At 56.6% G+C, this 22,310-nt stretch carries 24 protein-coding genes and 1 tRNA gene; 14 read left to right on the forward strand and 11 right to left on the reverse strand.

Annotated features, from left to right (window positions below; translation table 11 throughout):
• Window positions 1–43: 43 nt before the first annotated feature.
• Entirely contained in the window at window positions 44–304 is a 261-nt protein-coding gene (locus tag QRN85_RS13685; protein WP_113221431.1) for a hypothetical protein, read from the reverse strand.
• A complete protein-coding gene (gene clpP, locus QRN85_RS13690; RefSeq protein ID WP_062589462.1) occupies window positions 282–914 on the reverse strand; it encodes an ATP-dependent Clp endopeptidase proteolytic subunit ClpP in 633 nt (210 codons plus the stop codon). The genes QRN85_RS13685 and clpP overlap by 23 nt, the downstream gene beginning before the upstream one ends.
• A gap of 489 nt (window positions 915–1,403) precedes the next feature.
• On the opposite strand from clpP, the gene QRN85_RS13695 reads away from it, so the two are divergent.
• From QRN85_RS13695 to QRN85_RS13705, 3 genes are all read left to right on the forward strand, one after another.
• Window positions 1,404–2,615: a GGDEF domain-containing protein gene (locus QRN85_RS13695; protein ID WP_284758732.1), complete on the forward strand. Its 1,212-nt coding sequence runs from the start codon at window positions 1,404–1,406 to the stop codon at window positions 2,613–2,615.
• A gap of 66 nt (window positions 2,616–2,681) precedes the next feature.
• Window positions 2,682–4,439, forward strand: coding sequence for a gamma-glutamyltransferase (gene ggt / locus QRN85_RS13700; RefSeq protein WP_284758733.1), 1,758 nt, complete (start codon window positions 2,682–2,684; stop codon window positions 4,437–4,439).
• 41 nt (window positions 4,440–4,480) lie between these two features.
• Window positions 4,481–5,728: a cytochrome P450 gene (locus QRN85_RS13705; RefSeq protein ID WP_284758734.1), complete on the forward strand. Its 1,248-nt coding sequence runs from the start codon at window positions 4,481–4,483 to the stop codon at window positions 5,726–5,728.
• Between the two features lie 16 nt (window positions 5,729–5,744).
• On the opposite strand, the gene QRN85_RS13710 is transcribed toward QRN85_RS13705, so the two are convergent.
• The 4 genes from QRN85_RS13710 to QRN85_RS13725 all read right to left on the reverse strand — a co-directional run bounded on the left by QRN85_RS13710 (window position 5,745) and on the right by QRN85_RS13725 (window position 8,437).
• Window positions 5,745–6,101 (reverse strand): cupin domain-containing protein, encoded by a 357-nt coding sequence (locus tag QRN85_RS13710; RefSeq protein WP_284758735.1) that lies wholly within the window; start codon window positions 6,099–6,101, stop codon window positions 5,745–5,747.
• A gap of 19 nt (window positions 6,102–6,120) precedes the next feature.
• The gene (locus QRN85_RS13715; RefSeq protein WP_284758736.1) at window positions 6,121–7,404 is read right to left on the reverse strand and encodes an O-acetylhomoserine aminocarboxypropyltransferase; all 1,284 of its coding nucleotides are present in this window, start codon (window positions 7,402–7,404) and stop codon (window positions 6,121–6,123) included.
• 91 nt (window positions 7,405–7,495) lie between these two features.
• Entirely contained in the window at window positions 7,496–7,927 is a 432-nt protein-coding gene (locus QRN85_RS13720) for a CoA-binding protein (RefSeq protein WP_284758879.1), read from the reverse strand.
• A gap of 303 nt (window positions 7,928–8,230) precedes the next feature.
• Window positions 8,231–8,437 (reverse strand): hypothetical protein, encoded by a 207-nt coding sequence (locus QRN85_RS13725; RefSeq protein ID WP_284758737.1) that lies wholly within the window; start codon window positions 8,435–8,437, stop codon window positions 8,231–8,233.
• 17 nt (window positions 8,438–8,454) lie between these two features.
• On the opposite strand from QRN85_RS13725, the gene QRN85_RS13730 reads away from it, so the two are divergent.
• From QRN85_RS13730 to rpsI, 3 genes are all read left to right on the forward strand, one after another.
• On the forward strand, window positions 8,455–9,291 hold the full coding sequence (locus tag QRN85_RS13730) for an EamA family transporter (protein WP_284758880.1): 837 nt from the start codon (window positions 8,455–8,457) through the stop codon (window positions 9,289–9,291).
• A gap of 246 nt (window positions 9,292–9,537) precedes the next feature.
• Window positions 9,538–10,002, forward strand: coding sequence for a 50S ribosomal protein L13 (gene rplM, locus QRN85_RS13735; RefSeq protein ID WP_062589455.1), 465 nt, complete (start codon window positions 9,538–9,540; stop codon window positions 10,000–10,002).
• A gap of 2 nt (window positions 10,003–10,004) precedes the next feature.
• Window positions 10,005–10,472, forward strand: coding sequence for a 30S ribosomal protein S9 (rpsI, locus tag QRN85_RS13740; protein ID WP_062589454.1), 468 nt, complete (start codon window positions 10,005–10,007; stop codon window positions 10,470–10,472).
• A 100-nt stretch (window positions 10,473–10,572) separates the two neighbouring features.
• On the opposite strand, the gene QRN85_RS13745 is transcribed toward rpsI, so the two are convergent.
• Window positions 10,573–12,525, reverse strand: a complete 1,953-nt coding sequence (locus QRN85_RS13745; protein WP_284758738.1) for an acyltransferase family protein — start codon at window positions 12,523–12,525, stop codon at window positions 10,573–10,575.
• 160 nt (window positions 12,526–12,685) lie between these two features.
• On the opposite strand from QRN85_RS13745, the gene speB reads away from it, so the two are divergent.
• Both speB and argC read left to right on the forward strand, forming a co-directional pair.
• On the forward strand, window positions 12,686–13,639 hold the full coding sequence (gene speB, locus QRN85_RS13750) for an agmatinase (protein ID WP_284758739.1): 954 nt from the start codon (window positions 12,686–12,688) through the stop codon (window positions 13,637–13,639).
• A gap of 68 nt (window positions 13,640–13,707) precedes the next feature.
• The gene (gene argC / locus QRN85_RS13755) at window positions 13,708–14,634 is read left to right on the forward strand and encodes an N-acetyl-gamma-glutamyl-phosphate reductase (RefSeq protein WP_062589450.1); all 927 of its coding nucleotides are present in this window, start codon (window positions 13,708–13,710) and stop codon (window positions 14,632–14,634) included.
• A 91-nt stretch (window positions 14,635–14,725) separates the two neighbouring features.
• On the opposite strand, the gene QRN85_RS13760 is transcribed toward argC, so the two are convergent.
• Window positions 14,726–15,832: a COX15/CtaA family protein gene (locus tag QRN85_RS13760; protein ID WP_284758740.1), complete on the reverse strand. Its 1,107-nt coding sequence runs from the start codon at window positions 15,830–15,832 to the stop codon at window positions 14,726–14,728.
• A gap of 146 nt (window positions 15,833–15,978) precedes the next feature.
• Between QRN85_RS13760 and QRN85_RS13765 the strand changes: the two genes are divergently transcribed.
• On the forward strand, window positions 15,979–16,191 hold the full coding sequence (locus QRN85_RS13765; RefSeq protein ID WP_062589448.1) for a DUF2842 domain-containing protein: 213 nt from the start codon (window positions 15,979–15,981) through the stop codon (window positions 16,189–16,191).
• A gap of 3 nt (window positions 16,192–16,194) precedes the next feature.
• Here the strand turns inward: QRN85_RS13765 and QRN85_RS13770 are convergent, their stop codons facing one another.
• Window positions 16,195–16,830, reverse strand: coding sequence for a tyrosine-protein kinase family protein (locus QRN85_RS13770; RefSeq protein ID WP_284758741.1), 636 nt, complete (start codon window positions 16,828–16,830; stop codon window positions 16,195–16,197).
• A 198-nt stretch (window positions 16,831–17,028) separates the two neighbouring features.
• Between QRN85_RS13770 and QRN85_RS13775 the strand changes: the two genes are divergently transcribed.
• From QRN85_RS13775 to QRN85_RS13795, 5 genes are all read left to right on the forward strand, one after another.
• Entirely contained in the window at window positions 17,029–17,601 is a 573-nt protein-coding gene (locus QRN85_RS13775) for a polysaccharide biosynthesis/export family protein (protein WP_062589446.1), read from the forward strand.
• 295 nt (window positions 17,602–17,896) lie between these two features.
• Window positions 17,897–19,447, forward strand: coding sequence for an undecaprenyl-phosphate glucose phosphotransferase (locus QRN85_RS13780; protein ID WP_284758742.1), 1,551 nt, complete (start codon window positions 17,897–17,899; stop codon window positions 19,445–19,447).
• 64 nt (window positions 19,448–19,511) lie between these two features.
• Window positions 19,512–19,661, forward strand: a complete 150-nt coding sequence (locus QRN85_RS13785; protein ID WP_112963693.1) for a hypothetical protein — start codon at window positions 19,512–19,514, stop codon at window positions 19,659–19,661.
• Between the two features lie 168 nt (window positions 19,662–19,829).
• Window positions 19,830–20,405: a hypothetical protein gene (locus QRN85_RS13790; protein WP_284758743.1), complete on the forward strand. Its 576-nt coding sequence runs from the start codon at window positions 19,830–19,832 to the stop codon at window positions 20,403–20,405.
• A 303-nt stretch (window positions 20,406–20,708) separates the two neighbouring features.
• Window positions 20,709–20,785 (forward strand) — tRNA-Pro (locus tag QRN85_RS13795).
• A 64-nt stretch (window positions 20,786–20,849) separates the two neighbouring features.
• Here QRN85_RS13795 and QRN85_RS13800 read toward each other — a convergent pair.
• Together QRN85_RS13800 and QRN85_RS13805 are read right to left on the reverse strand one after the other, a co-directional pair.
• Window positions 20,850–21,440 carry a dual specificity protein phosphatase family protein gene (locus tag QRN85_RS13800; protein WP_502870768.1) on the reverse strand — a complete coding sequence of 197 codons (591 nt, stop codon included), beginning with the start codon at window positions 21,438–21,440 and terminating at the stop codon, window positions 20,850–20,852.
• Between the two features lie 106 nt (window positions 21,441–21,546).
• Window positions 21,547–22,134, reverse strand: coding sequence for a YqaA family protein (locus QRN85_RS13805; protein ID WP_062589363.1), 588 nt, complete (start codon window positions 22,132–22,134; stop codon window positions 21,547–21,549).
• Window positions 22,135–22,310 lie beyond the last annotated feature (176 nt).

Consider the following 22,310-nt stretch of genomic DNA (forward strand, 5'->3'; position numbering starts at 1 on the left):
CATAAGCATCCATGTCTGCCTCGTTCCCGGGGTACTAACCGCATCAGATGGTCGTCTGACGAGCGGCGGCAACGAATTCCCCTTTCAACTCCGAAGCGGCAACGCCTCGGCATATTGCTTCTGTACCAATCCCAAACCCAATTACGGCTTTTGTTGGATTGACCCATGCTATGTCATAAAAATTCAACACAGCCTTAATATCTACTATTAGCGCTTTATTTTTCGGATTAAACCCCGAATTTGAAGTCGGGGTTTGCAACCGGAACCCAAAAGCGCCTTTATCAGCCTGCTGTGGCGCCTTCAATTTCCTGACGCGATGTCAGGATTTTGTCGACGACACCCCAGTTCTTCGCCTCGTCGGCATCCATGAAGTGGTCACGGTCAAGCGTATTTTCAACTTCTTCGAGCGTGCGGCCCGTGTGCTTCACGTAGACTTCATTGAGGCGACGCTTCATCTTGATAATGTCGCGTGCATGGCGCTCGATATCCGATGCCTGTCCCTGGAAGCCGCCCGACGGCTGGTGAACCATGATGCGGGCATTCGGCGTGCAGAAGCGCATGCCCTTCTCACCGGCCGCCAGAAGAAGCGAACCCATGGAAGCGGCCTGACCGACGCAAAGCGTTGAAACGGCAGGGCGAATGAACTGCATCGTATCGTAGATTGCCATGCCTGCGGTAACGACGCCACCTGGCGAATTGATGTAGAGCGCGATTTCCTTCTTCGGATTTTCCGATTCCAGGAACAGCAGCTGTGCGCAAACGAGCGATGCCATGTGATCTTCGACCGGACCGGTGAGGAAGATGATGCGTTCCTTGAGAAGGCGCGAATAGATGTCATAGGACCGTTCGCCGCGGTTGGTCTGCTCTACGACCATCGGCACCAGAGCCATGGCGGTATCAACTGGATTTGTCATGTCCGTCCTTTGTCAACTCTTACCCGGGAGCATTCGCACCCGGAATCAATTCTATTCGTCTACTCTCTACATAGAGTGTCATTGCCCGGTTCTTCAAGACTCAGGTGGCGGATATCCTTAATGACGCACCGGCAAATGTTTCCTGCCGCCTTAGCGCGCCACGGCATCGGGCACCACCGGCTTTCGTTCAGCACGCTGCGTCATCAACGCCGAAAGATAAATGTGGTCAACCATTGGTTAAACCCAGAATGTTTATTTGCAAAGCGGCTCTCGTAACGTCAGGTAGAAACCACTTCTTAGCTATTCATGAAGATAGTACCGCCGAAATGTTTTTCGTCATTATCGTTGTGTGATGGCTGTTACGACCGTTCGCTACCTGAAAACGGACATACGTATAGCCGCAGATATGCCATGCAGCCATCCAAAAGCAACTAGACAAACGGGGTTAGGTCAGTGTTCGACGCCAAGACGGGCATGTTACTTTGGTCAATGGAAACATTGACACTTTCGGCGGTTCTTGCTGTCCTGTGGCTGCATAATACGTCCAAGAGACACCATCTTTGTTTTTCGATGGGCTTTGCGCTCGTCGGCCTCGGAGCCATCCTCGTTGGCCTTCGCGGCCTGATCCCCGATTTCATTTCGATACAGCTTGCCAATATTTCGGCTCTGATGGGCTTCAGCTTCTGGATCATGGGCCTGTTGCTGCTGGAGAGCAGGAAGGTCGAAGGCTGGGTCGCGATCCCGCCCCTCGTCTGGATTGCCTTCATGTTCCTTCCTGCTGTGCGTGACAATATTGGCGCACGGGTTATTCTTCACCATGTATGTGCCGGCATCGGCTATTTCATGCTGGCGGGCGTGCTCATGACGTCCAGGGAGTATATCTCGAAGACGCGCAAGGTGCTTGCGGGCGCGCTTGTCGTGCAGGCGTTTGCGGGTGCGGCTGCGGCCTGCATCGTGGTTCCCTATACAATGGCATCGGGCCGGATCGTGCCGTTGACCCTGCCGACCGCTGTTGTTGGAGCGCTTGGCTTCACCATTCTGATGATGATCAGCGTCAAGATGTTTATGGAAGACTCCGAGCGCAGGCTGCACAAGCTGACGATCACGGACCACCTGACCGGCACCTTGAACCGTCGAGGCCTGATCCAGACGTTCGACGCCTTGAAATCAAGACTGGCGGGAACATCGAAGCACATCGGCTTCATTCTTTTCGATGTCGACCATTTCAAAAAGATCAACGATGAATACGGGCACCAGTGCGGCGATGATGTCCTGATCCGCTTTTGCGCACTGGCGAGCGTCATTGCCGATGGTCAAGGCGCCATCATTCGCATGGGCGGCGAGGAGTTCGGTTGCCTCGTGGAGACCGATGATCCCTCGAAGGTTGCCATCCTTGCCGAGGCCATCAGGATACAGTTCAGCCGCATGGAAGTTGTTGCGGATGGCAAGCAATTCTCTCCCACGGTCAGTGCCGGTGTGTTTTGCCAGATCGCCGCCGAAGCCCAGCTGGACACGATGCTGACGATGTCTGACCGCGCACTTTACGGCGCAAAGAAGGAAGGCCGCAACCGGACCGTGGTCCGTGAAGGCTCGATCAATATCGTCGTGCCCGCGACGGATCGTGACGAAGATCCCTGCGATAACAACGCCGATCGTCAGGTGGCCGCACTCGCCCGCATCGCCCACATTGCCAAAAGATAAGCCTTTGGCTTGACCTTCATGTGCTGTCGCTCCCATCATGGGTGCTTCGGCAACGGAGGTTACGTCATGCATGTGAGGTTCTTTACCGGCCTTTTGGTATCCGCAGCGCTTCTGGCAGGACCCGCCGTCGCCCAGCAGGCCTCGGATCTGCTTGCGCCGGAGCGATCAACAGGCACGAAGGCCGCCAGCCGCGTTGAGACCCGGAATTTCATGGTCGCGGCTGCCAATCCACTTGCGGCAGAAGCCGGGAAAAAGGTGATTGCCGAAGGCGGCAACGCCATCGACGCAATGGTGGCGGTACAAACCGTGCTCGGCCTTGTGGAGCCCCAGAGCTCCGGTCTCGGCGGTGGCAGTTTCCTTGTCTATTACGACGCCGCAAAAAACAGGATGACGACCTTCGACGGACGCGAAACCGCGCCCATGGAAGCGACGCCGAAGCTCTTTCTGGACGGCAGCGGACAACCCATGAAGTTCATGGATGCCGTGATTGGCGGGCGCTCGGTCGGCACCCCGGGCACCGTGCGGCTTCTGGCGGATGTGCACGAAAAGCTGGGCACGAAACCCTGGCCCGATTTGCTGAAACCCGCAGAAGCGCTTGCGACGGACGGCTTTGCAGTCTCGCCCCGCCTTGCCTCGCTGATCGCGGCTGAAGGCGACAGGCTCAAGAAAAACGATCAGGCCAGAACCTATTTCTTTGACGCGGCCGGAGCCCCGCTCAAGGCTGGCAGCATCCTCAAGAATCCGGACTATGCGCAGACGCTGACAACGCTTGCGCAACAGGGCGCAGATGCGTTTTACAGCGGTCCTTTGGCTCAATCCATCGTCAAGACCGTCCGGGAAGCAGCGGGCAATCCGGGCGTGTTGTCCCTGCCCGATCTTGCAAATTACCGCATCAAGGAGCGTGAGCCCGTCTGCGCGGCCTATCGCGGCCTCGACATATGCGGCATGGGCCCGCCCTCCTCCGGTGCCGTGGCCATCGGCCAGATGCTCGGCATTCTCGAAAACTTCGACATCAAGGCACTGGGTCCCGACAATGTTGAAAGCTGGAGAATGATCGGCGATGCCCAGCGGCTGGCCTTTGCCGACCGCGAACGCTATGTCGCCGATCCCGATTTCACTCCGCTGCCGATCAAGGGACTGTTGAGCAAGACCTATCTCGGGACCCGCGCATCGCTCATGGATGGGGGCCGTGCACTTGATGGCGCAGCCGTCAAGGCCGGGGAACCGGAGTGGGACCACGCCCTGCTGTTCGGCCGCGGCCCGACGCTGGAGATGCCCTCTACCAGCCATTTCGTGATTGTCGACAAGCAGGGCAATGTCGTGTCGATGACCACGACCATCGAGAGCGGCTTCGGTTCGCGCCTCATGACCAATGGTTTTCTCCTGAACAACGAGTTGACCGATTTTTCCTTCAAGACCCATGATGGTGCCTTGCCCGTCGCCAACCGCGTCGAACCCGGCAAACGGCCACGCTCTTCCATGGCGCCAACAATCGTCATGAAGGACGGAAAGCCGCTTCTCGCCATCGGTTCTCCCGGTGGCAGCCAGATCATCGGCTATGTCGCACAGGCGCTGGTCGCCTATATCGACTGGGGAATGCCTGTAGAACAGATCGTCGCGCAGCCTCACCTCATCAATCGTTTCGGTACCTATGATATCGAGGCCGGAACAGACGCGGAAAAATTCGCAGCGCCGTTGAAAGCTCTGGGATATGACGTAAAGCCGGGAGAGATGAATTCAGGTCTCCACGCCATCGAAATCACCGGCACCGGCCTCGTTGGCAGTGCCGATCCTCGCCGGGAAGGCGTTGCTGTCGGCGACTAGAGGGACTTCCCCGGCGTAAGGCTTTGCGATAGAAATCGGCCATGACAGACATGCCCGATTTCCTCCGCATCGATACATCCAGACGTTCGGTTTCGCTCGACGCCCGTCACCCCGGCTTTTACGGCAACCCCAACGCCGTCTATGCAGCGCTGCACGCGCAATGCCCAACCTTTTACTGGGAAGAACAGAAGCAATGGTTCTTCACAGGCTATGACCACGTCAACGCGCTTCTGCGGGACCGCCGCTTTGGTCGGCAGATACTCCACATCGCAAGCCGTGAAGAACTGTGCCTGGCACCGCCCTGCGAACATACCCGCCATTTCGATGCTGCCGAGCGTCATTCGCTGCTGGAAATCGAACCGCCCGAACATACGAGACTTCGCACGCTGGTAAACCGGGCTTTCGTGTCGCGCCATGTCGAAAAGATGAAGCCGGAAATCGAAGCGCTGGCGCATGGGCTGATCGACCGCTTCGAACAGGACGGCAGGACGGAATTGCTATCGTCTTTCGCCGACATCATCCCCGTAACGATGATTGCGCGGATGATCGGCATTCCCGAAGAGATGGGGCCGCAACTGCTGAAATGGTCCCATGCCTATGTTGGCATGTACATGTTCAAGCGAACGCGTGAGGACGAGGTTGCCGCCGATCAGGCCGCAAGGGAATTCGCCGATTATGTCCGCAGCATCATCGAGGAACGTCGCAGGGAGCCGAAAGACGACCTGCTCAGCCATATGATCCACACTGAGCATAAGGGCCAGTATCTGACCGATGACGAGCTGATATCCACGACAATCGTTCTGCTGAATGCGGGCCACGAGGCCACCGTTCACCAGATCGGCAATTCCGTGCGTGTCATTCTGGAAAGCGGAAAAGACCCGGCGCCACTGTTTCAGGACGGGAAGTCGACTGAGAGGACTGTTGAAGAGACGCTGCGGATTTGTGCGCCGGTCCACATCTTCCAACGGTGGGCATTGGAGCCTACAGAGATAGACGGCATCCCGTTCAAGCGAGGCGATAAGGTCAGCCTCATTCTGGCCGCCGCCAACCTCGATCCCGCGAAATTTACCGAGCCGTTGGTCTTCAAGCCCGAGCGTGCCGAAGCGCCAAATCTTTCCTTCGGTGCGGGCATTCATTTCTGCATCGGCGCGCCGCTTGCGCGGCTGGAACTCAACATTGCCTTGCCGCTGCTCTTCAAGCGATTGCCCGGACTTCGCATCGACAAGAAGCCAAGGGTCAAGGACGTCTATCATTTTCACGGGCTGGAGCGGCTGGATCTGGCCTGGTGACAGGCTGCGCTGAGAGCTACAGCCTGATCACATAGTCCTTGCGGGTCGTCTTAACGACCTCCCATGTACCCTTGAAGCCCGGACGGATGATTTGCCGGTCTCCGGGCCTGAGATGTACGGGCTGACCGCCCTCCTCCGTCAGGATGGAGTGGCCTTCGAGAATGTGGAAATACTCCCACTCGTCATAGTCGACGCGCCACTTGCCGGGCGTCGATTGCCAGATGCCGGCATAGATTCCGCCGGAAGCTTCTTCCAGATTCCATGTGGTGAATTTCGGGTCGCCGGAGATCAACCGTCCGGGTGCGGGTGCGCCTTCTTCCGGCTGCACGGCGGCGAGGTCGCCCTCTGACTTGAAGTTGAGAATATGCGTCATGGGCGACCTTTCTGCTTTATCAGACCTTGGCGAGCGACTGCTCGAGATCTGCAATGATGTCTTTCACGTCTTCGATGCCGATGGACAGGCGCACGACATCGGGGCCGGCACCGGCCGCAGTCTGCTGTTCCGGCGTCAACTGGGCATGGGTTGTGGAGGCCGGGTGAATGACGAGAGAGCGCGTATCGCCGATATTGGCAAGATGCGAAAACAGCTGCAGACCTTCCACCAATGTCTTGCCAGCCGCATATCCGCCCTTGACGCCAAAGGTGAAGACCGAGCCCGCTCCCTTTGGAGAATAACGCTGTTGCAGGACATGGTTCGGGCTGTCTTCCAGACCGGCATAATTGACCCAGCCCACCTTTGGATGTGCCTTGAGCCACTTTGCCACAGCCAAAGCATTGTCCGAGTGGCGCTGGACGCGAAGCGGCAATGTTTCGATACCTGTGAGGATGAGGAATGCGTTGAATGGCGCAATCGAAGGTCCAAGGTCACGCAGACCGAGGACACGCGCAGCAATCGCAAATGCGAAATTGCCGAAGGTCTGGTGCAGGACAACGCCTGAATATTCCGGGCGGGGCTGCGAAAGCGCCGGGTATCTGTCACTCGCAGACCAGTCGAACGTGCCGCCATCGACAATGATGCCGCCCATGGAGTTGCCGTGACCGCCCAGGAATTTCGTGAGCGAATGGACAACGATATCAGCGCCATGTTCGATTGGCCGCAGGAGATAGGGGCTCGCCATGGTGTTATCGACAATGAGCGGGAGCCCGTGCTTGTGGGCAACCTCGGCAATGGCGGCGATATCGACAAAAGTGCCGCCCGGATTGGCAAGGCTTTCGATGAAGATCGCCTTGGTCCGCTCATCGATATGGCTTTCGAAACTTTGCGGATCAGCAGCATCGGCCCAGCGCACCTGCCAGCCGAAATTCTGGAAGGAATGGCCGAACTGATTGATCGATCCGCCATAGAGCTGTTTTGCGGCTACGAAGTTATCGCCAGAGGTCATGAGCGTGTGAAATACCAGCATCTGCGCCGCGTGACCGGACGCCACAGCCAAGGCTGCCGTGCCGCCTTCCAGTGCCGCGACACGTTCTTCGAGCACGGCCTGGGTCGGGTTCATGATGCGCGTATAGATGTTGCCGAACTCCTTGAGACCAAAGAGAGCGGCGGCATGGTCGGAATCACGAAACGCATAGGCCGTGGTCTGGTAGATCGGCGTGGCGCGCGCGCCGGTCGTCGGATCAGGTTCTGCACCGGCGTGAATGGCCAGCGTGGAAAACCCCGGATTGTTCTCTGACATGTGTCCCTCCAATATCTTTTCTTCGCCTCTCGCGGCTACGGCAAAGCATAGAGCCTCACCGTGAAATGATAAGTGCGACTTGTGCTAACTATCAGCTAATTTTGAGACGCGGATGCTCAATTGCCGGGCAGCGGTCCATGATCACGTCTATGCCATAAGCCTCGGCTTTTGCCGCAGCATCGTCGTGCCTTACACCCAATTGTCCCCAGACAACTTTCGGCCGCGGCGTCAGCAGAATAACCTCATCGACAAGGGAAGGCAGGTTTTCCGCCGCACGGAAGACATCGACCATGTCGATTGAAACGGGAATATCGGCAAGTTTGGCAAAGACATGTTGGCCGAGTATCTCCTTGCCCTCATGCCCCGGATTGATGGGGAAGACGCGGTATCCTGCGGAGAGAAGAAATTCCATGACCCGGTAGCTCGGCCGAGCAGGATTCGGCGACGCCCCCACCAACGCGATGGTTTTCGTTTCCGACAGGATCCTGGCGATATGGTCGTCTTCGTAGGCATCATGATTCATTTCGGTGCTCCTCATTCCGATGCAGTCATTATCCGCGCTCACTTCCATCAACGAAAGCTTTTTATCAAAGAGACGTTGCTTCGCAAAAGCCGAGCCGATCACGAAGCCTGCGCAAATTGCTGGGCTAGTCATTACTTGTACCACATATGTACCATATTTGTTCATGTACAATTTAGCAACTACTTATAGTTACATTAGAAAACATGCGGGGACCGTAATGGCGCGGTCGGTCACTGGTAGAGCCGGCGGAAACACCGCCTTTCGACCTTAAAACTATCTCAAAAAACTCAATTTTTCTTCATATCAATCGGCACGAATCGATTGAAAATTTCTCAGCGGCTGAAAACGGTCAAATCGCCGAACATCCAGGCTGAAACGTCCGGCTAAATCAAAAGTTGCATACACATTGAGAATTGGCGTTCCACCTGGATGCTTCGGAGAATTTTTGCCGTTCCCTGACTGTATTTCCCGCGACTTGGCTGCAGGAAAGCCGTAAGAACGGGATGTCATTAGAGACTCAGGTTGCCATGCCGATTGATGTATTGTTTCTGGTATTGCTGGGTGCACTGCTGCACGCCAGCTGGAACGCCCTGGTAAAAGCCGGCAGCGACAAGGCGCTCGACGCGACATTGATCGCAGCGGGAGCCGCCGCCTGCTCCATCCCCTTCCTGCCGTTTCTGCCGCTTCCGGGTGCCGCTGCCGTCCCCTTCCTGTTTGCGTCGGCCGTGCTGCAATTCCTATACTTTCGCCTCGTCGCAGCCGCCTATACGGCAGGGGATATCAGCCTCGTCTACCCGATCATGCGCGGGGTCGCGCCCTTGATCGTCGCCGCAGCCAGCAATCTCCTTCTGGGTGAAGCCGTTAGCCCGGCAGCGCTGGCCGGCATCATCATCATTTCGGCGGGCATTCTCACCCTTGCCTTTGAAGCGAGGCGCGGCGGTCGGCGTGCCATCATCCTGTCACTGGCGAACGCCGTGGTGATTGCAGGCTACACATTCGTAGACGGCGTCGGCGCTCGCCTGTCGTCAAATCCCGTGTCCTATACGTTATGGATGTCGCTGCTGCCGCCAGCGCTTCTTTTCTCTTGGGCCTTTTATCAGCGCGGCTGGGCCCCGGTCGCAAACCATGTCAGGCGAAACTGGTTGCGCGGACTCGCGGGAGGATGCGGCTCGATCCTGTCCTATGGTTTTGCGCTTTGGGCAATGACGAAAGCCCCGGTTGCCGTCGTCGCGGCACTCAGGGAAACATCCATTCTTTTTGCCGTAGCCATCTCGGTTTTCATCCTCAAGGAAAGCGCGAGCCATTGGCGATATGTCGCGGCGGCCGTCATCGCGCTGGGTGTTCTTGTGATGCGGCTTGGCTGAATTTCACGCAATTTCGTGTGGTATTATGAAACCACACAGATAATCATATGTTTTTAAACGATTATTTTTGCAGCCTCAACTTTTCAGGCCGTTGACGGCATTTCACTCCCGGAATATAAGCACGCCAGACAGAATTTCCCCGGAAATACGGTCATTCCGGCTTTCGCGCATGCGCCAAGCCTCAAGCAACAAGAAACGCCCGCATACTTCGTTTGAGTGTGACGGGTCCAAAAGAAAGTGAAAAGAATGTCTACTTTCGTTCAGAAGCCTGCTGAGGTGGAGAAGAAGTGGGTCATCATCGACGCCGAAGGCCTCGTTGTTGGTCGTCTCGCCACCATCGTTGCAACCCGCCTGCGCGGCAAGCACAAGGCAACCTACACACCTCACGTTGACGACGGCGACAACGTCATCATCATCAACGCTGAAAAGTGCGTTTTCACCGGCAAGAAGTACTCCGACAAGAAGTACTACTGGCACACCGGTTACCCAGGTGGCATCAAGGAACGTACAGTTCGCCAGATCATCGAAGGCCGCTTCCCGGAGCGCGTTCTCGAGAAGGCTATCGAGCGTATGATTCCGCGTGGTCCTCTTGGCCGTCGCCAGATGAAGAACCTCCGCGTTTACGCCGGTTCCAACCATCCGCATGAAGCACAGCAGCCAGTCGTTCTCGAAGTGGCACAGCTGAACAGCAAGAACACAAGGAGCGCCTGATAATGGCCGATCTTTCCTCTCTGAAAGACCTCGCCCCGGCATCGGAAGCTTCGGCTCCCGTACACGTCCGCAAGGTTGACACTCTCGGCCGTTCCTACGCGACCGGCAAGCGCAAGAACGCCGTCGCCCGCGTATGGGTCAAGGCTGGTTCTGGCAAGATCATCATCAATGGCCGTGACTTCTCTGCGTATTTCGCACGTCCGGTTCTTCAGATGATCCTGCAGCAGCCGCTCGTTGCAGCTGCTCGCGCTGGTCAGTTCGACATCATCGCGACTGTTGCTGGCGGTGGCCTCTCCGGTCAGGCTGGTGCCGTTCGTCACGGTCTTTCCAAGGCTCTCACCTACTTCGAACCAGGCCTTCGTGGCGTGTTGAAGAAGGGCGGCTTCCTGACTCGCGACAGCCGTGTTGTTGAACGTAAGAAGTACGGTAAGGCCAAGGCTCGCCGTTCCTTCCAGTTCTCCAAGCGTTAATCGCTTCATCGATACGATGTTCGAAAAGGCGGGGCTTCGGCTCCGCCTTTTTGTTTGTGACAAGGCCGTTACGGGCCGAAGATGGAATGAGGCCAATGTCTCAAGGGCTGAGCGAAGCGCTGCCCTCTGCGGGGCGATCGTCCTCGATTTCATCCAGAATGCGATCCACCACGAGTTCGGCACCCTTGCGCGTGTAGTGGCTCTTGTCTGCGATGAAAGCCACGCCATCGCGCCCGAAGTAGCAGGACGCGGCACCGCCAGCTTCGCAGAACAGTGATTCCGGCAGAACCTTTTCGATCTTGGTATCGGCAGCTGTATCGAGAACCGCGTATGCGCGTGCTGTCTCTGCCTTGAAGCGTGAGACGGGATAAGCGAAATCCGGCGTGTCATCGCCCTTGATGATGTTTGCCGCCATGACTTCCGCAACGGATTTCTTGAAGCGTGGCGTGGGATAGACAAGCACGACACGCTTGCCAGCCTGTTCAAGCTTTTCCATGGTCTCCCTCAGATTATCGGCCAGCACCGGAACGGTCAGCTCCGAGTCCCGCATTGGCTTTCCATCCACGGACATATAGCCGGATCCGAAAAAATTGACCCACGAAGCCGCCATGACGACGACTTCGACCTTGCTTGCCAACAGATAATCCATGGCGCGCCGGTTGAACTCGCTGCAATTGACCGCTTGATCGTTCTGGGCATTCCAGACATCGACAATCGGGGCACAATGGCCGTGGGTCAGCTGAACCAATCCAACGTTCCGCTCCCGCAATTTATCAACCAGTGCCGGTGAGATGGCAGCAGAAATAGAGTCGCCCCAGACTGCATAGGTCTTTTGCGCGCTCTCCGTATTGAATGAGCATTTTTTGTCGGGAAGCGAGGGTAATCCATCACGAATCTGGAACAGGCATTTGCCGCTCCACGTCGCGGCATCCATGAAACTGTCCACCTTCGGGTCCACTCTGAACGGCAAACCATCCTGCGCACCCCAGACACCGAAACCGACAAATGCGACAAGGCCCGCCGCAACCGTCGTAAATATCTTTCGCCCGCCAGGTTGCGCGCGCCGGAAAGGCTGCTCGACAAAGCGCCAGCTTAGCGCGGCAAGAACGAACACTAGAGCGATCAGGCCGAGCATCATCACAGGCGTTGGTGGCTCCAGGCTTCTGATTCTCGAGAAAGCAAAAACCGGTTGATGCCAGAGATAGGCGCTGAAGCTGATGCGGCCGATCCAGACCAAAGGTGACTGGGAGAGAAGCCGTCCTGCCAAGTCCTTCTCATGGGAACAGAGGATGAGCAGCATCGTCCCACCAACGGGCAGAAGCGCAGCAAGAGAAGGAACGCGCGTGGAGGGTTCGAAGAGAAAGATCGCGCAGGCTATGCAGACGAGGCCCAGGGTCGCAAGATAACCATTCTTCGGCCGTGCCCTGCCCTGCAGATAGAAGGCACAGAGAGAGCCCGCCAGTATCTCCCAGGCCCTTGTCGGCAAAAGATAGTAATTGGCGGAGGGAAACCGCCAAGCGCCTATTTCACTGGCAATCAAGCTGGCGACGGCCAGAGCCGCAACAACGGCGAAGATCGTGCGTATCCGCAGCCTGAACAGAAAGAGCAGCGGAAACAGAAGGTAAAACTGCTCTTCAACGCCCAGGCTCCATGTGTGAAGAAGCGGCACCTCTGCCGCGTCGGCAGCAAAATAATCGGTCTTTTTCAAAAAGTAGAAATTTGAAACGGAAAGCGCCGTCAGCATCAGGCTTTTTGAAAAGTCTTCATATGCGCCCGGCAAAAGCCAGAACCAGGCCACAGCCGCCGAACAGGCCAGAATGAAAAACAGGGCGGGCAAAATGCGCTTGGCCCGCCGCTGATAAAATCGCGCAAGAGAAAAATCGCCGCGAGAATACTCCTCCAGAATGATGCTGGTGATGAGATATCCACTGAGGACGAAGAAGACATCGACCCCGATAAATCCTCCGCCGAATGCGGTAAAATTTGCATGGGAGAGGATGACAGCAAGGACAGCGACGGCACGCAATCCGTCAATTTCAGGCCGATAATTCATAATAAAAAACCAAAAGCACAACCAATGGTAACGGTTTATCGCAAGCCTGTTTGCCCGTAAAGCGCGGCAGGTTTGCTTGTCCACGGCGTTGATCATTCAAATCAGGCATTATTTGGGGTATGCAGGTCGTGTGCGCGTTGTCGCAACCGCGGAGGATTTCATGCCGTCAACATCCATAGACCATGCTTTTACCGGCGCTTCCCTCACCTCTGCCGCCAGCGACCCGACCTATGCCGGTGCACTCTCCTTCATGCGGCGGCGCTTGACCAAGGAGCTGAGCGGCGCTTCGACCGTGGTTTGGGGCATCCCTTTTGATGCGGCCACCTCCAACAGGCCCGGTGCCCGGTTCGGTCCTCAGGCCATACGGCGCGCTTCGGCCATTTTCGACAATGATCCGCAATATCCCTTCAATCGGGATCTCTTCGCCGACATGCCGACCATCGACTACGGCGATTGCCTTTTGGATTATGGCAACCATTGGCAGACGCCTGAAACGATCGAGAAAGAAGCAAGCGCCATCCTCTCAGCGGCAGATTTCCTGCTGACGCTTGGCGGCGATCACTTCATTACATGGCCCCTGCTCAAGGCACACGCTGCCAAACACGGTCCTCTTGCACTCGTCCAGTTCGATGCACATCAGGACACATGGTTCGATGACGGCAGGCGGATTGACCACGGCTCATTCGTGGCGCGCGCTGTCCGCGAGGGGCTTATCGATCCCGATCGATCCATTCAGATCGGCATCCGGACACATGCGCCAGACGATTGCGGAATCCAGATTCTTCATGGCTATGAGTTGGAAGACATGCGGGCAGCCGATATTTCTGCGCTGATCATCAGGCGCACCGGCGGACGTCCGGCCTACCTCACATTCGATATCGATTGCCTCGACCCCGCTTTCGCGCCCGGCACCGGCACGCCCGTTGCGGGCGGTCCGACCAGCGCAAAGGTGCTTTCCATTCTGCGCGGTCTTCAACGTCTCGATCTGAGAGGCGTTGATGTGGTTGAGGTGGCACCCGCTTACGACCACGCGGATATTACCGCCATTGCCGGAGCGACGGTTGCGATGTATATGCTTGGCCTGCGGGCAGAGCGGCTTGCCAAAGGCGGCTGACGCGCAACAGGCGGCCTGTTGATCCGACACCGACGTTTCCCCAATCTCTTTAAAATCAGGACAAGGACATGACAGCAAAAATCTTCATCGATGGCGAACACGGCACGACTGGCTTGCAAATTCGCACACGCCTTGCCGACCGCCGCGATATCGAGCTGCTGTCCATCCCCGAGGCAGAGCGGCGCAATACCGCCATGCGGGAAGATATGTTGAACGGTGCGGACATCTCCATTCTATGCCTTCCGGACGACGCATCGCGCGAGGCCGTGTCCATGGTGGAGGGCAACAACAAGGTTCGCATCATCGATACGTCCACAGCCTACCGGACGCATCAGGACTGGGCCTATGGCTTTGCCGAAATGGACAAGGCACAGGCAGAGAAAGTGCGTTCAGCCCGTTTCGTCGCCAATCCCGGATGCTATCCCACCGGTGCCATCGGCCTCATCCGCCCCTTGCGCGTGTCCGGCATTCTGCCGGATGGCTACCCCGTGAGTGTGAATGCGGTTTCCGGCTATACCGGCGGTGGCAAGCAAATGATTGCGCAGATGGAAGACCCAAGCCGCGAAGACGCGATCAGCGCCAACAATTTTCTCTATGGCCTGACCTTGAAGCACAAGCACGTTCCGGAAATGAAGATTCACGGCCAGCTTGATCGCTCACCGCTGTTTTCACCTTCCGTCGGTCGCTTCCCGCAAGGCATGATCGTTCAGGTGCCGCTCTTCATTGAAAATCTCAAGGACGGCGCAACAGTCGAGACGATCCACGCCGCGCTTGTCGAGCATTATGCCGGGCAGAATATCGTCAATGTGGTTCCGCTTGCTGAAAGCCAGTCTCTTTCGCGCATCGATGCAGAGGAACTGGCCAATCAGGACACGATGAAGCTTTACGTGTTCGGCAATGGCGAGCATGTCAATCTCGTCGCCGTTCTCGATAATCTTGGCAAGGGTGCCTCCGGCGCGGCGGTCCAGAACATGGAACTCATGCTTTCGGCATGACCTGAAACATCCGCATATCCATTACAAAAAAGGCGACGGTTATTTCCGTCGCCTTTTTCATGTCCGTCTCAAGGACTGATAGCACTTGGCCTCACCGCCGCTCGGCAGCAGCTTCCGAGAAAGGGTATTCGCCGAGAAAGCCGCGCCAATGAGCGATGGAAAAGGCGAGGACGAGAAGGGCCATCCCCTGATGGGCGAGCGCGACATGAATATCCACATGCATGAGCAGAGTGGTGATGCCGAGTGCAGCCTGAAGACAGATGAGCAGAAAAAGCAGGACGGAGCGGCGCGCGTGTGGCGTTCCAGGCACAGCCCGCGCCAGGCTGATCATGTTCCACAAGCTGACGGCCAGAAGCACATAGGCACCCAACCGATGCACGAATTGCACCGTCTTGGGATTTTCAAACAGATTGATCCACCATGGCTGCTGGAGAAAAAGATCACCAGGTATGAGCGAGCCATCCATCAGCGGCCAGGTATTGTAGGAAAGCCCGGCATTCAGCCCCGCCACCAGAGCACCGAGATAGATCTGGAACAGACAGAGGCAAGCCAAGAGCGCGGCAAAGCCCCTGCCCTTCTGGACGTTGGCCGCCTGCGCCGAATGCATGGAAAGCCCGCGCAATATCCACATGCAACCGGCAAAGATCAGACAGGCGATCGTCAGGTGAGTGGCAAGACGATATTGAGAGACATCCGTGCGATTGACCAGCCCGGACGACACCATCCACCAGCCCACAAAGCCCTGAAACCCGCCAAGTGCCAGCAAACCGATAAACGCAGGTTTCAGGCGCTTCTCAACCCGGCCCGTCAGCCAGAAATAGGCCAGAGGAAGGGCGAAGATCAGGCCGATGGCGCGCGCCAGAAACCGATGCGCCCATTCCCACCAGAATATCGTCTTGAACTCATCAAGGGACATGCCCTTGTTGATTTCCTGATATTGCGGAATGCGCTTGTAAAGATCGAATTCTTCCTCCCACTCGGCAACGGAAAGCGGCGGAATTGCACCATGGATGGGCTTCCATTCGGTAATCGAAAGGCCGGATTCGGTCAGCCGCGTGGCGCCGCCCACAAGCACGAGACAGAACAGCGTAAAGAGCACGACCCGCAGCCACGCGCGCAGAAGGCGGCGATTCTTCTCCTGCGTTTCACGACGCTGCTTCACAGAGGTTTCGACATTCGCCGCCGTGTTCGCCTGCATTCTTGACACTCCACAAGTCTTTGCGTTGGTTTGCAACAACGCATCGTGCAAAACAAGCCCCGGGCCCACCTCCACCTGCCATAAAGATTTGCGGCATTGGGTCGCGCCTGTATACTGACGCCCGGATCAAGAAGACGGGAAACGGTATGCCTACGCGCCTGAAATCATTCATCGGCACCATTGTCATCATCGGCCTGGTGGTGCTCTACGCGCTGATTGCCACCACATTCGCGTCGGCCACGCTGGCGACGCAGCCCTGGTGGGTGCATCTGGCATATTTCGTTTTTTCAGGCTTGCTCTGGATTTTGCCAGCCATGCTCATCATAAAGTGGATGGCTGGCCCCAAGCGCAGCAAGTGAGCGTCAAGCGGCAGAACGCTCGCGAGACGACTGTTCGCTCATGGTCATGATGTCGTTGTAGCCGAGGGTGGCGAGTTCCAGAAGCGCCTCGTCAGCCCGCTCGTCGTCGGCGACAGGCAGGGACAGAACAATTTCGGCGTCCACATATTTCATCAGGCGGAGAACGCCCGAAATATCGGCAGACCCGAATTCCAGCAGCACCGTGTCATAGGTATCAGAGAGAGCACCGACAATCATCATCAGCCGCTCCGTTATCTTGCGGGAAGGCAGCACCGTGGACAGGCCCTGCGGAACGATATGGGCATTCGAAAGGCGATCATGATGGATGGTTTCGCCGAACGCCGTTTCGCCGAACAAAAGGTCCGCCATTCCTGGCAGGTCGGGCTCTGCCGCCATCAGCCGTGTCGGGCATCCGGATACCGTCATATCGACCAGCACCACGCTGCGCCCGAGCTCCGCCATGGACCGCGCGAGCATGACGCTGGCCGTGGACCCGTCGTCACCAGTTGGCGACAAGACGAGAACGGTCGACTTTGCGCCTCGCATAGAGAGGAAGTCCGCCACCCCATGCACGGGAAGAACGAAACGCTCCTGTGGCGTTTCACTCAAGTCGTCAGTATGGGATGCATCTCTCTGCACGGCGTTTTCTCTGCTTTTCTGTAGGCAGCTGGTCTGCTTGCCCGGGACCATACGGGCTGGCGGTAACGCAAGCGTTAAGCTGCTGATGGCGGGATGCGAAAAAGACATTCGGGCGGAACGGAAACCTGCGATCTTTACTGGCCATTAACCATACAGGCCGATAACTGGCTCATGAATGATTTTGGAGCATGATTGCGGATGACCTTCGCTGCCCCACGCCTGATGTCCGCATTTCTCGTCGCCCTCACGGCGACGCTCTGCGGCTGCTCGGCGTACAAGCCCGCACCACGCGCCTTCAACGAGGCAGCCCTTCAACCCTATCGACTCGATAGCGGTGACCGCTTGCGCGTTACCGTTTTCGATCAGGCGGCGCTGACAAATACCTACACGATCGATCAGGCAGGCTATGTCGCATTCCCGCTCGTCGGGCAGGTTCCGGCCAGAGCCAAGACCGTCTCCCAGCTCGAATCGGCTATTGCGCAGAAGCTACGTCAGGGTTTCCTCAAGAACCCGGATGTCACGATCGAGATCGATCGCTACCGCCCGGTTTTCGTCATGGGCGAAGTCGGTCGTCCAGGGCAATATTCCTACGTTCCCGGCATGACGGCACAGAATGCCATCGCTGTCGCCGGCGGGTTCACGGCCCGCGCCAACCAGCGCGACATCGATATTACGCGCAAGATCAACGCGAATGTCCTCACGGGCAGGGTCATCATCTCAGCGCCCGTGATTGCGGGCGATACGATCTATGTGCGGGAGCGGTTCTTCTGAACAGTTTCAAGGCGCTTCGCCGCCACGCCCTCCGAATAGAATCGGGTCTCAAAGTTTGCGGCCGAAGCGGCACTGCCAGCCAGTGTCTTTCGGCTCACCGTTGCGGGAAAAAAGGTATTGCGTATCCCGCCCCCTGTTCGTGCCTCAGTCCCACAGAGAGAAGCGCGTGAACTTGCGTCATTGGTAATGTTCATTCACCATTTGCTGCTATAGTGTGCGGCTATGGAACAGTTGATGTCAAACCCGACGCACGTATCCATCATCGCGCCGAAATTGATTACGCGGAAAGTCATAGATGAGTAAGGCTGGAGGGGGCAGTGATCCGATAGATCTGAACAGCTTGCGCAAGAAACTCTCTCGCTCAACTTCTGAACGTGAAGATCAGGCACCGCAACCAGTGACGCTCAATCCACTCGCTCGCCAGGTCGCCAATCAGCTCCGCGCAACAAGCCATTCACCCAACATCGTCATCGGCCAACTGCGCCTTCTTGAGTTCGCCGTGTTGGCCGTCATGGGCATCGTCGTCAACGCGATTGAGGTCCCAGACGCGATCACGTCGAAGCTGGCGCTGATCGGAATGTGCATCTGCAATGCGGTCATCTGCGCAACGATGCTGCAGCTAACGGATGCCTACCAGCTACCGAACCTTCGTCGCGCACTGCAGACGATGGCACGTGTGCAGGGAGCATTGCTGGCATCCTTCGCGCTTACCTGCCTGCTGACCACCCTCCTGCCCGTTGGCATTTTGTCCTGGAAGACCTTTGGTATCTGGTATGGCGCAAGCGCGGTCTTCCTTTTCATCGAAAGAATCATCGTCGGCCTCATGATAAGACATTGGGGCCGAAACGGCGTGATGGAGCGGCGCGCCGTCATCGTCGGCGGAGGCCAGTCCGCCAAAGAACTGATCCGCTCCCTTGAGCATCATGACAACGATATCCGCATCTGCGGAATTTTTGACGACCGCAAAAGCGCGCGCTCGCCGGATGTTGTTGCCGGTTATCCCAAACTCGGCACATTCGCCGAACTCGTGGAATTTGCACGGCTGACGAAGCTCGACATGCTGATCATTTCCATCCCCATGAGTGCGGAGGCACGCATACTGGAGTTGATTCGCCAATTGTGGGTCTTGCCGGTCGACATCCGCATCGCCGCCCACGCCAACAAACTGCGCTTCAGGCCCCGCTCCTATTCCCATATCGGCAGCGTACCCATGCTCGATGTCATGGATAAACCCATACGGGACTGGGACTTCGTGGCCAAGCGCACTTTCGATATCGTGTTCAGCATCATCTGCATTGCGCTGCTGTGGCCCATCATGCTGGCAGCAGCGGTTGCTGTAAAATCGACCTCCAAGGGTCCGGTTCTGTTCAAGCAGAAGCGCCACGGCTTCAACAACGAAACGATCAACATCTGGAAGTTCCGTTCCATGTATGTGGAAATGAGCGACCCGACGGCCAAGATGGCGGTGACGAAAAACGATCCGCGCGTCACGCCCGTAGGGCGCTTTCTTCGCAAATCCTCGATCGATGAACTGCCCCAGCTTTTCAACGTTCTTGCGGGCGATCTCTCGCTCGTCGGACCACGCCCTCACGCGATCCACGCGCAGACGGGCGATCTGAAATATACCGAGGTCGTCGAGCACTATTTTGCACGTCATAAGGTCAAGCCCGGTGTGACGGGCTGGGCCCAGATCAACGGCTGGCGTGGCGAAATCGACCATGATGACAAGATCAAGAACCGAACGGCGCATGATCTCTACTACATAGAGAATTGGTCACTGCTGCTGGACCTCAAGATACTGATTCTCACGCCGATCCGATTGCTGAAATCGGAAAATGCTTACTAGGCGACTGGAACCTCTTTTGATTTCATCCGTTTAGCTGCGCATTTATGACCGCAGGGGAATCCATATGACACGGACAAATAATCTTTATCTCGTTATCGGCGCGCTGGTCGTCGCAGTCATCGGCCTTGGCGCCTATGTCTGGCATGAGGAAAGCAAGCCCAAGGGCATCGAAATGAATATCGGTCCAAACGGCGTTTCCGTCCAGGAGAATTGATAGAATCCAGCTTCGCGCAGGTTGAGAAATCTAGACCGGTTTGTGCCAGTTTCGTGACGGGCAAAACCGGTCTTTTCATGAGAAGAGATCAGAAAATGATCGCTTCGCATGAAGTGATGGCTTGGCGCAGATGACGTGCGACAGGCCGCAGACAGGATTTAGTCAAACATGGTTTCTGGGCTCGGTTCACACGTACAGCTCTTCTCCACGGAGCTGGCGCTTAAGGCCATCAGCAAACAGGAAGCGGTCAGCGCATCGCTCCCCCAGCACTCAACGATCGACCCATCCTTATTGGCTCGCTGTATCCCTACCCCCGAGGTCGAGACGGTGAGCAAAGCAGGCCGCATTTCCCTGAGCGAACAGGCAGAGACCTTCGATCTATCGCCAAAGGTCACATCTGCCAGCTTTATGAGGGAACTCAAATTGTGGCTTGCGGATCTATCGTGCGACCGGATGAATTTCAGCCGTGGCTGCGCCATGCTGCAGGCTTTCGCATCCAGCACACTCAAGGTGTTCGATCCCGTTGAAGGCGTCGTTGTGAAAGCAGGCGACCGCGACACCGATGTCAGCAGCGAACAGATAAGCGCGGTTGGTTGGAGCCAGTTTCTCAAGTCGCGAGTCAAGCGCGAGGCCGATAACGCTTATTCGAAAGACGAGGACGGCAACTACGTCGACCTTATCTCAGGCGAGCAGGCTTATTTCGGCGCAGTGGGCAGCAAATTCTACTACTTCACCTGGCCGTAATCGTTTTGATCTGAGAGATGAAATGGGAGACCCGCCGCTGTCCCACCCAGCATATGGCGGGTCTCAACCGTTTACCCCTTCCAGTCAGGGCATTGACAGAGAACCACGGAAATTGAATTACGGCAAGATCGTGGCAGCCGTTTTGAGTAAAAATTATCCACACTGCATTTTGCGTGATCAGTTTTACCTTCTGCGAGACCAGCAACCGATCATCCGCACAGAGGTTTCTTCAGCTGTTTTTCAGGCGACTGCGATTTTCCGCTTGCGCAAGAACGACCATCTATATAAACGCCTGTCCTGTGTCGGAGCGTAGCGCAGCCCGGTAGCGCACTTGACTGGGGGTCAAGGGGTCGTGGGTTCGAATCCCGCCGCTCCGACCATTTCCTCCGAGGTATCCCCCATACCTCGTTCGCCTGAAGAATCAGGCCGCAGCTTCTTCAACCTTCAGATCATATCCTTTGGCACGTCGGTCATCGATGTGAGCGTTTGCACGTGCTCTAACTCTTCCCAGCTTCTATCCATGGCATAGGCGGACGACAGGTAAGGTATGCCGAGATGCCCATAGCGGATTGAAAGCTGCCGTTCCGCCGTTTCCTCATCCAGACCGGCCACACGGCTGACATAGATTGCGGATGCGAGGCCTGTGCGGTCGGCACCGGACTTACAGTGGATGAGGATAGGCTTTGGCGCGTCACGCATGATTTGCGCCAGCTGCGTCATGCGGGCCATCGCAAGCTGCTTGCGGGCAGACATTCCAAAGTCGATGTGCTGCACACCCAGTTTTTCAGCAGTTTGTGTTTCGTGCCTGTACCAAGACGATCTTTCGTTCTCACCACGGAGATTGATGATCGTCTTGATGCCGTTTGCTTTGACATACTGCGCCAGTTGGCTGTCGCTCAACTGGCTTGAGCGGTAGACCTGCCCGGGGATGACTTCGTGGAAATTTCCCGAAACCAGCAGCAATCCGAAATAGGTGAAAAAGATTGCAGGTAGAGCCAAAGCAATCGCAAAGCCACGGACCAAAAGAATGCGCATATTCATCTTTCCTGTTGTTCAACAGGACGATGGCCATCATTTCTGACAGCAAGCTGAACACGGAAACCCTTTGCATCCGGCGGTCAGGCCATGGGCGCAATAGGTGTCACCGGGCAAAGACATAGACGGCATAGACCGCAATCAAGGCCCCTGCGCCCACGGCGGTAATGACTGCGAGGCGCTTTTCAATGAAGTGCCTGATCGACTCGCCATATCGCTGCAACAGCCCAGCCAGAATGAAGAAGCGGGCGGCGCGTGTGACAACGGCAGACAGGATGAACAGACCAAGGCTGATATTGGCGGCACCGGAAAGAATGGTCACGACCTTGATTGGTGGAAGATGCGCAAGGCCCGATGTGACCAGGAGCAGCAGGATCGTTTCATAATCAACCGATGCCTTCATGTGTTCAAAGCTTTCCAGCTTCCCATAGAACTCCAGCACAGGCCGCGCTACGCTTTCAAAGGCGTAGTGCCCCAGATACCAGCCACCGATGCCCCCTAATACGGATGCGATCGTCGCAACTGCCGCATAGAACATCGCACGCCGTGGCTTTGCCAGCACCATGGGAATGAAGAGGACATCGGCGGGAACGACGAAGATGGAGCTTTCCACGAAAGCAACGATGGCGAGCCACCATACAGCTGTCTTTCGCGCGGCAAGCGCCATTGTCCAAGCATATAATCCTTTGAGCATCGCGCACCTCTTTCACAGGGCCGTTCTAGCCGCCGTCATGCCTGGTGGCAAATGCTGCGGAGCAGTAAATCATCGAACACCGACCATTATTTTGCATTGCAGCAGAATTAAGCCCCCGCAAACCCGGGGGCAACAGTAAACCATATGTTGCACCACGGAAAAAATCCATTTTTACT

The organism is Agrobacterium sp. fls2-241-TYG-188a, from assembly GCF_030209845.1.